The following is an 8,322-nucleotide window of genomic DNA, read 5'->3' as shown; positions in this document are numbered from 1 at the left end:
CGGGCCTTGGCCCGGTTCTTCGAACCTTTCTGCTTGCGGGACAGCTCCCGCTGGAGCCGCTTGAGCTTCTTCTCGGCCCGGCGCAGGAAGCGGGGGCTGTCGATCTTCCGGCCGTCGGACAGGACGGCGAAGGCGGACAGGCCGAGGTCGAGACCGGTGTCGGTTTGAAGGTCGGGGAGGATGTCCGGCTCGGTGTCCACGACGAAGCTGAGGAAGTACCGGCCGGAACTGTCCTTGGTGACGGTCAGGGACGTGGGTGCGGCCGGAAGGCGGCGGGACCACGTGACCTTGAGGTTGCCGACCTTGGCCACGTACACCGTGCCGTCGTCCTTGAGGGAGAAGGCGTTGGTGTTGAGGCGGATCGACTGCCGGGTGTCCTTCTTCGACTTGTAGCGGGGCGGGCCGACCTTCGGGCCCTGCCGCTTGCCCCTGACCGAGTCGAAGAAGTTCTTGTAGGCGGCATCGAGGTCCCGGAGGGACTGTTGCAGGACGACCGCTGAGACGTCGGCGAGCCAGGCACGTTCGGTGGTGCGCTTGGCCTGGGTGATGCGAAGCCGGGACAACTCCGCCGACGTCACGTACGGCAGCCCCGCCGCGTGCGCTTCCTTGCGGTCGCGCAGGCAGTCGTTCCACACCACGCGCGCGCACCCGAACGCACTCGCCAGCGCACGGCGCTGGGAGGCGTCCGGGTAGGTCCGGTAGTTGTAGCGGAGCTGCATGACCAGGATCCTACTACGATTGGTCTCATGGGTGAGATTGACGACTACAGGCGTGGCAGGCACGTTGTTTCGGCGATGCATGTGCACTTGGTCTTTGTGACGAGGTACCGGCGCGGAGTGTTCAACGACGAGATGCTGACGCGCTGCGAAGAGATCATGCGCAAGGTCTGCGAGGACTTCGAGGCGGAGCTGAAGGAGTTCAACGGCGAGCGTGATCACGTCCATCTGCTGGTGCACTACCCGCCGAAGGTCGCCGTCTCGAAGCTGGTCAACAGCCTCAAGGGCGTCTCCGCCCGCCGGATACGGCAGGAGTTCACCGGCCGGATCAACCCCGCCGTCGTGCACGGGCACCTGTGGTCGCCCTCGTACTTCTCCGCGTCGTGCGGCGGAGCACCACTGGCGATCGTCCGCCAGTACATCGAGCAGCAGAAACGTCCGCTCTGAAGTGAACGTCAGAGCAGTCTTGAGATGCATTCATCCCCGGCGTGAACGCCGGGGCTTTCTGCAAGAGTCCCGGTAACGCGTGCCTCGGGACGGGTCGCCGCTGCCAGAGCTGGGGGGCCGGTGATGATCCGTCTGGTGAGCACGGTGGGCACGAGCCGGCTCGACATGATCGGCCGAGTCCGGACGGTCCGCATCGCGCCGTCGGCGCCTCCGCCCTCTCCTCGTGTGGGAACGCACGTGCGCGTTCTATGTCCCGGACGCGGCCGCTGACCTCGGCCTCGACTCCGGATGGTCACGGAGAGCCTGTCCGAGGCCGTCGCGCGTGTCCGCGTGGCCCGGCGGGGGCACGTGTGCGCCGCGGCGCCAGGTACCGATCCCTGCCTCGGGGAACAGAGCCGGAAGCAAGCGCACGCTCGCGGCGCGCTGCGTCGACAACGAGAGGCTGCGTGACACCCCTGAGCGACAGGTTTCCAACGAGGCGCATCAGAGCGGAGTCCTGAACCTCGGCCGAAGATCACCAGAACGACACGAGCGGGTGCCGCCCGGCGTCGGGGGAGTCGGTTCCGCACATGTGCGCGTCCCGTTCCTGCGAACCGGTGTCGAGACCCGACGCCGTCGCGTACACCGCGACGCCCGCCGCAGCCTGCACGGAGCGCAGGAGGCTACCTGGTTCGCTGGTCATAACGGCCTCCATCTGCGGACGACCAACCCCATCGAGTCCACGTTCGCCACCGTCGGCCTGCGCACCAAGGTCACGCGCGAGGGCCGGCTCCCGCACCGCCCTGGCGATGGTCTTCAAGCTAGCGCCCTGCCACTGTCGCGGCACAGGGTCTGGTGCACCATGAGTGACCATCACACCTACGGCACCAACACCCACACCGCCGACGAACTGGTCCCGCTCGTCCTCGCCCGCAGACCCAACGGACGGGATCGAGATCCAACCCACCCCGATCCCCGGCGACGACGGCGACCTCTACGCTCCAGAACACTCCGAAGTCCAGGTGCTATTGACAATTGCGCGAACGTCCCCCATCCGAGGCCGTCGCCGGTAGACCGGGGCCGTACGGGCGTCCAAGGCCGTGTACTCGTCGGCAGCGGTGACATCTGCTTGTGACTGATTTCCTCGCGCCGAGGCTGCGCATGGCCTGAGTACGCCGGACCGAGTGCGGCCAGGCGCAGCCCATGGCTTCAGTGACCGCTGGCGGTGTCCCGCGCGGTGTTCGTGGCGATGAAAGCCGAATGGTTGATGTCGACGACGTCCTTCCAGTCGGGGTGGGCTTCGACGTAATCGGCGACAAAACCGCAGTAGATGCCAATCTTGGCCTGGTCTTGACGCTGGCTCAGGTCTTCCAAGGCGTAGCGCGCAATGGCCGACGCGATGCCCCGGTGTCGTTGGTCGCGGTCCACGTACGAGTGCGTGAGTGAGAAACGTCCGCCCGTGGTCTCGTAAGCCAGGGTACCGATGACCTGGCCGTCGATCAGTGCCTCGTAGAGACGGGTGGTCTCGTCCTTGCGTACCTCAATGGCTACCGGTGGTGGCTCCATGTGCTCTCCTGACTCTGGCATCGCTCGTCTCCAGTCGTGGCCCTCTGTCGTTCTGACGTGGGGCATTGCAAGGGACTATCTAGTCCAACATGCGGTACACATGCTTTGCTGTATCGCTTGGCGGGATTCTTACCTGGACCTTAGAGTCCGAAGCAGAAGCAGAGTCCGAGTGCAAGTAGACGCAGGGTGAGGAGCGAGTCGATGAGCGGCGGGAAGAGGATACCGGTGACCGAGCAACTGATCGACAACATCGATGAAGGCCGCTTTGAGCTCTACCGTGATGACGACCTGGTGGGCTGGCTGTACTACACCCGCCTCAGGCCCAACCGGTACGCTCTTCGGCACACTGAAGTGGAGTCGAGTCATCAACACCAGGGGGTCGGAGGCGCGCTGGTGAGGCGCGTGCTCGACGAAATCCGCTCCCGCGAGGGAACGATCACCGCGATCTGCCCGTTTGTCGTCGACTACCTCTCGCGGGCGACCACCTACGCCGATCTGGTCGACCCCCGGCACCCTGGCTACTCCGATCGCGCTGCGGCCGAAGCGGCGCGGGCGAAGGCCGGTGGCTGACAGGACCTGACGCCGGCCATACCGCCGATGAGCCACGCCTTCCCTACTGCCCAGGTGGCGAAAACACAGGTAAGAAGCGGAGCCCACCCGACACCAACCTCTGCGACTTGGCGCTCCATCGCACACGGGAATTGGTGGCTCTGGGTCAATGCCGTCGGCTGCGAAGGCAGTTGGGACACATGCCAAGGGAATCACGAGGAGAAAGACTCATGAAGGCACTGGTTGGCGACATAGTCGTGGCGGAGGCATCGAGCGACGCGGTAGTCCGTATCGAGGGAAATACCTACTTCCCACCGGATTCCGTTACGGCTGACGCGCTCCGCGACAGCCCGACCCCCTACACGTGTCCTTGGAAGGGAAAGGCGCAGTATCACGACGTCGTGGCCGGCGCGACGGTGCTCAGGGACGGAGCCTGGTCCTACCCGGACATCAAGGAGTCGGCGGTGACCCGCGTCGGTCGCGACTTCAGCGGCTACGTCGCTTTCGACGCCCGCGCGGTCAGAATCGAGAACTGACACGCACATCGGCTGGCAGCAGCCCTCGTGCACGGCTGCTCGGGGGACCTGTGGGGCCCGACGCCGGCTTCTTTGACGGTGAAACGCGCATCACCGGTAAGAACCGAGCCCTCCGGGCGCGCGTATGGACAGGAGCCGCCCCGCGCCCGGGCGCTGACGCCAACTGACGCGGCCCGAACCGTCGAGGGCTCCTTCTCACATTGGCATGTCTTGTCACCAAGGAGAACCCATGGGCCTGTTGAACGTCGGTGCGGAGTTTCCCGCTCTGAAGGTCAGTACTGTCGGGGGCGGCACCCTCGACGTTCGTGACGAGCTCGCCGGTGGTTTCGGCGTCGTCCTCTTCTACCGCGGTTCGTGGTGCCCTTACTGCACCGCGCAACTGAGGGCCTTCCAACGGGCGAGCGACCGTTTCGCGCAGGCGGGGATCAAGGTCGTCGCGCTCTCCGTCGACGACGAGGCCACGACGAAAGAGGTCGTGGAGAAGCACAAACTCACCTTCCCCGTGGGGCACAGCGCCGACGCCCACGCGATCGCCGAGGTGACCGGCGCCTTCGTCAACGCCGATCCGGTGCACCTTCAGTCGACGGGCTTCGTCTTGGCCCCCGATGGCACCGTCGTCACTGCGGTCTACTCCAACGGGGCGATCGGCAGACTCGTGCCAGAGGACGTCCTCGGCTTGGTCTCCCACCTCAAGCAGCGCATGGGCTGATCGCACGGGATCGGAGCGTCAGCCGGTTCACCGAGCGGCGGTGTGTGATCGGTTGGCTGACGGCCTCGCGCTGGACTTCGAACGCAGGCGCGAGCGCGAGGCAACGCCAAACTGCGCGGCGATGGGGCCCGATCCATGGCAGACCCGTCTGGTGTGGACCTACGGGCGGAGAGGAACATGCGGGAGATTGTGATCGCCGCACGGGTCACAGTCGTCGACCCGCGCCCGTACATGACCTACCAGCCCTTCCTGCACGAGGTGACGGCCGGATCGGTCGAGGCACGTCACGCCGCCGTGTCGTTGCGGCGCCATCTGCGTCGTACCCGACTGATCGCAGGTTCGGTGACCGAGATCCAGAATGCCGGGCGGTCGCCATGCGCGACCGGTTGATGACTGCGTTCGACCAGGCGGGGTCGCCGCCTCCGGGCCCCGAGCGACGCAAGCTGCGCACGGTCACTTTCGTGGGCGGCGGGTTCTCCGGTGTCGAGGGCTTGGGCGAACTGCTGTCGCTCGCGACGGCGATGCTCAAGTTCCACCCGGAACTGAGCATCGACGATCCGTACGTCCACCTGGTCGAGGCCCGAGGCCCCATCCTGCCCGAAGTGGAGGACAAGGCCGGTGCCTGGGTGGTGATTCACCTGGAACGGCGCGGCGCACGCGTCCACCTGAACACCCAGCTCAAGTCCGCCGAGCACGGACACGTCGTTCTCTCCGATGGAGAGGAGTTCGACGCTGGTCGGACGTGGAGTCGATCCTCACGGTGACAAGCGGCGGTAGTGTCCCCGCGGAATCGCCGGTCTACTTCGCGGACAACCAGGGCCGTCGGCTCTGGCGGAGTTCGTTGTGGCGGTTCACGGAGACGGGCTGGCGGATGTACGTCCACCAGGGCACTCTGGCCGACTGAGTTTGCGGGCCGCCGCCCATCAGGGCGGCGGCCGAGGAGTCGGCCGTCGGCCGGATCAGCCGGCTGGCGCCGGCGCTTCATCTCGGGCCGGGGGAGGGTGACCGACTCTGCACGGGGTAGGTGTGGCGACGGGCCCGTCACACCCTTCGACCGTCGGGGGTCAGGCCGCGGGGTCGTAGCCGAACGCGGGGACCCAGATGCCTGGATGGCTGGGATCTATGACGTCGGCGTACTTGACGTTCTGCGTCATGAACTGAGCGACGGCGGGACAGTGGACCGTGGCCTGCTGCCGCCTCTCCTTCAGGTCGTCAAGGGCCACCTGGATGAGGATCTGGGAGAACCCCCGGCCACGACATGCCTCGTCGACCTCGGTGTGGCCCAGGATGCGCCATTGCCCGACGATGCGGTACGACAGCGTTCCCACCCGCGCTTCGTCCACGTAGAGCGCATAGTGACCATTCATGGGTTCGTCAACGACCCGGACATGCTTCGCACTGTCGTCGAACAACACCTCGGCCATGACAGTTCCCTTCGCACGAACACACCTGATTCCCGTCCACAAGGCGCGCGACACTCACGATGCCTTGGGCCCCTCTTTGCCGTATTCCGGCAGCAGCAGGCTGCGCAGTTGCTTCCGGCCTCGGTGGATGCGGGACATGACGGTGCCCACGGGGGTCCCCATGAAGTCCGCGATCTCTCGGTAACTGAATCCCTCGACGTCCGCCAGATACACAGCCGTCCGGCGAACCGGAGGGACCATGCCGAGGGCCGCCTTGAGGTCTGGGCTGGGCAAGTGGGCCAGGGCGGCGGATTCCGCGGAGGCGAACGACGGGTGACCGTATGCGTCGGGGTGCGGCACGTGCTGTTCGTCGGCATCTGCTACCAGGAATTGGCGCGGTCGGCGCTGTTCCTTTCGGTAGTCGTTGATGTATTGGTTCACGAGTATTCTGCGCATCCACGCGCCGAAATTCGTTCCAGGACGGTACTGATCGAACGATGCATACGCCCGTGTGTAGGCATCCTGCACAAGGTCTTCTGCATCGGCCGGGTTTCGCGCCATTCTTCGAGCGGCGGCAAGCAGGGATCGCCGATGTGGCAGCGCGTCCTGCTCGAACCGAGCGCGACGTTCCGTACCGCTTTCGTTCTGCGCCCCAGGCGAGGGGCGTTGAGGGGCAGGTGTCGCCACGGGCCCCTCCTCTCTACGTCTGGTTGATACGTCAGCCGTTGATGCGTATGGGCGTATGGCACGCCGGTCGCAGTCTGTTCCGGCAATCACTGGGTTGGCGGTCCCATTCGGTTCGGTTCTTACTGGCCGGGAGCTCGGCGTCACCGAGGGTGGTGCGCAAGCAACGGCATTCCGCAACGTCCAGGTGCCTGGTCCGGCCGGCGCGTTGCCTCCCGCAGGCCGTCGCGGGGCGAGGGCCGGTCCCTGCAAGGGCGCCGTCCCGCGGTGTGGCAATCGGCCTTCGTGCGCCAGGAGTCCGGCGACGGTCAACGATGGCGAGTAGACACAGAATCGATCCTGGTGGGTCTTCCTTGAAACCCGCCCGGGTTGCGCAACGTCCGGAAGGCTGTGCGGGAGAGGTCTTCCCACACCGGTGAGCTGCACCGCTGAGGTCCGGTGCAGGGCGATGACCTGGTCGGCGTGGCCGCACCGAGCGATGTAGGAACGGCTGCTCGTGTTCGCCGGAAGGTACGCCGAGCGATCGTGCCGCCCCTGCAGGGGCCGTGAAACGTCGTAGGCGCGGCTTCTACATGCAAACAGACAACGTGAAAGGGAGGGCCCCTCATGACGGAAGCCTCCGAAGGCTTCGATCTTGTAGTGCTCGGCGGCGGCAGCGCGGGGTACGCAGCCGCATTGCGCGGTGCCCAACTCGGCCTGCGCACGGCGATGGTCGAGAAGTACAAGCTGGGGGGCACCTGTCTGCACAACGGGTGCATCCCCACCAAGGCCCTGCTGCACGCGGGTGAGGTCGCCGACCAGGCCCGCGACGCGGAGTTGTTCGGGGTGAGGGCCTCCTTTCAGAGCATGGACATGGCGTCCGTGCAGCGCTACAAGGAGGACACGGTCGACGGACTCTGCCGAGGTCTGACAGGCCTGGTGAAGGCACGGAACATCACCTACATCGAGGGTGAGGGCCGGCTGTCCTCGCCCACGTCCGTGGATGTCAACGGGCAGCGGGTCCAGGGCCGCCACGTCCTGCTGGCGACTGGTTCGGTGCCGAAGTCGCTGCCGGGCCTGGAGATCGACGGCGACCGCATCATCTCCTCCGACCACGCCCTCGTCCTGGACCGCGTGCCGAAGTCCGCGATCATCCTGGGCGGCGGCGTCATCGGCGTCGAGTTCGCCTCCGCCTGGAAGTCCTTCGGCGCGGACGTCACGGTCATCGAGGGCCTCAAGCACCTCGTGCCGGTCGAGGACGAGAACAGCTCCAAGCTCCTTGAGCGCGCGTTCCGCAAGCGCGGGATCAAGTTCAACCTGGGCACCTTCTTCCGGAAGGCCGAGTACACCGCCGACGGCGTCAAGGTCACCCTCGCCGACGGCAAGGAGTTCGAGGCCGAGGTGCTGCTGGTGGCCGTCGGCCGCGGCCCCGTCTCGCAGGGCCTGGGCTACGAGGAGCAGGGCGTCGCCATGGACCGCGGCTATGTCCTGGTCGACGAGTACATGCGCACCAACGTGCCCACCATCTCCGCCGTCGGCGACCTGGTCCCCACGCTCCAGCTCGCGCACGTCGGCTTCGCCGAGGGCATCCTGGTGGCGGAGCGTCTGGCCGGTCTGAAGACTGTTCCGATCGACTACGACGGTGTCCCCCGCGTGACCTACTGCCACCCGGAGGTCGCCTCCGTGGGCATCACCGAGGCCAAGGCCAAGGAGATCTACGGCGCGGACAAGGTCGTCGCTCTGAAGTACAACCT

General features: G+C 66.2%; 10 protein-coding genes and 1 pseudogene. 6 read left to right on the top strand and 5 right to left on the bottom strand.

The features are described 5' to 3' along the window. The coding region (locus AB0I54_RS47555; RefSeq protein ID WP_363302650.1) for a transposase at positions 1 to 719 on the bottom strand (719 nt) is incomplete at its 3' end. A 27-nt stretch (positions 720 to 746) separates the two neighbouring features. On the opposite strand from AB0I54_RS47555, the gene tnpA reads away from it, so the two are divergent. Then, entirely contained in the window at positions 747 to 1,163 is a 417-nt protein-coding gene (gene tnpA, locus AB0I54_RS47550) for an IS200/IS605 family transposase (protein WP_363302648.1), read from the top strand. A gap of 514 nt (positions 1,164 to 1,677) precedes the next feature. On the opposite strand, the gene AB0I54_RS47545 is transcribed toward tnpA, so the two are convergent. Continuing rightward, entirely contained in the window at positions 1,678 to 1,845 is a 168-nt protein-coding gene (locus AB0I54_RS47545; protein ID WP_363302651.1) for a hypothetical protein, read from the bottom strand. 506 nt (positions 1,846 to 2,351) lie between these two features. Further along, positions 2,352 to 2,729: a GNAT family N-acetyltransferase gene (locus tag AB0I54_RS47540; protein WP_363302647.1), complete on the bottom strand. Its 378-nt coding sequence runs from the start codon at positions 2,727 to 2,729 to the stop codon at positions 2,352 to 2,354. 204 nt (positions 2,730 to 2,933) lie between these two features. Between AB0I54_RS47540 and AB0I54_RS47535 the strand changes: the two genes are divergently transcribed. The 4 genes and pseudogenes from AB0I54_RS47535 to AB0I54_RS47520 form a co-directional block, all read left to right on the top strand. Next, on the top strand, positions 2,934 to 3,278 hold the full coding sequence (locus tag AB0I54_RS47535) for a GNAT family N-acetyltransferase (protein ID WP_363302646.1): 345 nt from the start codon (positions 2,934 to 2,936) through the stop codon (positions 3,276 to 3,278). A gap of 209 nt (positions 3,279 to 3,487) precedes the next feature. Then, positions 3,488 to 3,793: a DUF427 domain-containing protein gene (locus tag AB0I54_RS47530; protein ID WP_363302645.1), complete on the top strand. Its 306-nt coding sequence runs from the start codon at positions 3,488 to 3,490 to the stop codon at positions 3,791 to 3,793. A gap of 229 nt (positions 3,794 to 4,022) precedes the next feature. Next, positions 4,023 to 4,502, top strand: coding sequence for a peroxiredoxin family protein (locus tag AB0I54_RS47525; protein WP_363302644.1), 480 nt, complete (start codon positions 4,023 to 4,025; stop codon positions 4,500 to 4,502). A 198-nt stretch (positions 4,503 to 4,700) separates the two neighbouring features. Further along, positions 4,701 to 5,236, top strand: a pseudogene (locus AB0I54_RS47520) (FAD-dependent oxidoreductase); the annotation flags it as partial. A gap of 330 nt (positions 5,237 to 5,566) precedes the next feature. Here AB0I54_RS47520 and AB0I54_RS47515 read toward each other — a convergent pair. Both AB0I54_RS47515 and AB0I54_RS47510 read right to left on the bottom strand, forming a co-directional pair. Next, the gene (locus tag AB0I54_RS47515) at positions 5,567 to 5,926 is read right to left on the bottom strand and encodes a GNAT family N-acetyltransferase (protein WP_363302643.1); all 360 of its coding nucleotides are present in this window, start codon (positions 5,924 to 5,926) and stop codon (positions 5,567 to 5,569) included. Positions 5,927 to 5,980: 54 nt separating this feature from the next. Beyond that, positions 5,981 to 6,592: a sigma-70 family RNA polymerase sigma factor gene (locus tag AB0I54_RS47510; protein ID WP_363302642.1), complete on the bottom strand. Its 612-nt coding sequence runs from the start codon at positions 6,590 to 6,592 to the stop codon at positions 5,981 to 5,983. A 603-nt stretch (positions 6,593 to 7,195) separates the two neighbouring features. On the opposite strand from AB0I54_RS47510, the gene AB0I54_RS47505 reads away from it, so the two are divergent. After that, the coding region (locus AB0I54_RS47505; protein WP_363302641.1) for a dihydrolipoyl dehydrogenase at positions 7,196 to 8,322 on the top strand (1,127 nt) is incomplete at its 3' end.

The organism is Streptomyces sp. NPDC050625, assembly GCF_040654755.1.
In the GTDB taxonomy this organism is placed as follows: Bacteria; Actinomycetota; Actinomycetes; order Streptomycetales; family Streptomycetaceae; genus Streptomyces.
Note: the sequence above shows the minus strand (reverse complement) of the source record. Positions and strands in the feature narration are given on the sequence as shown.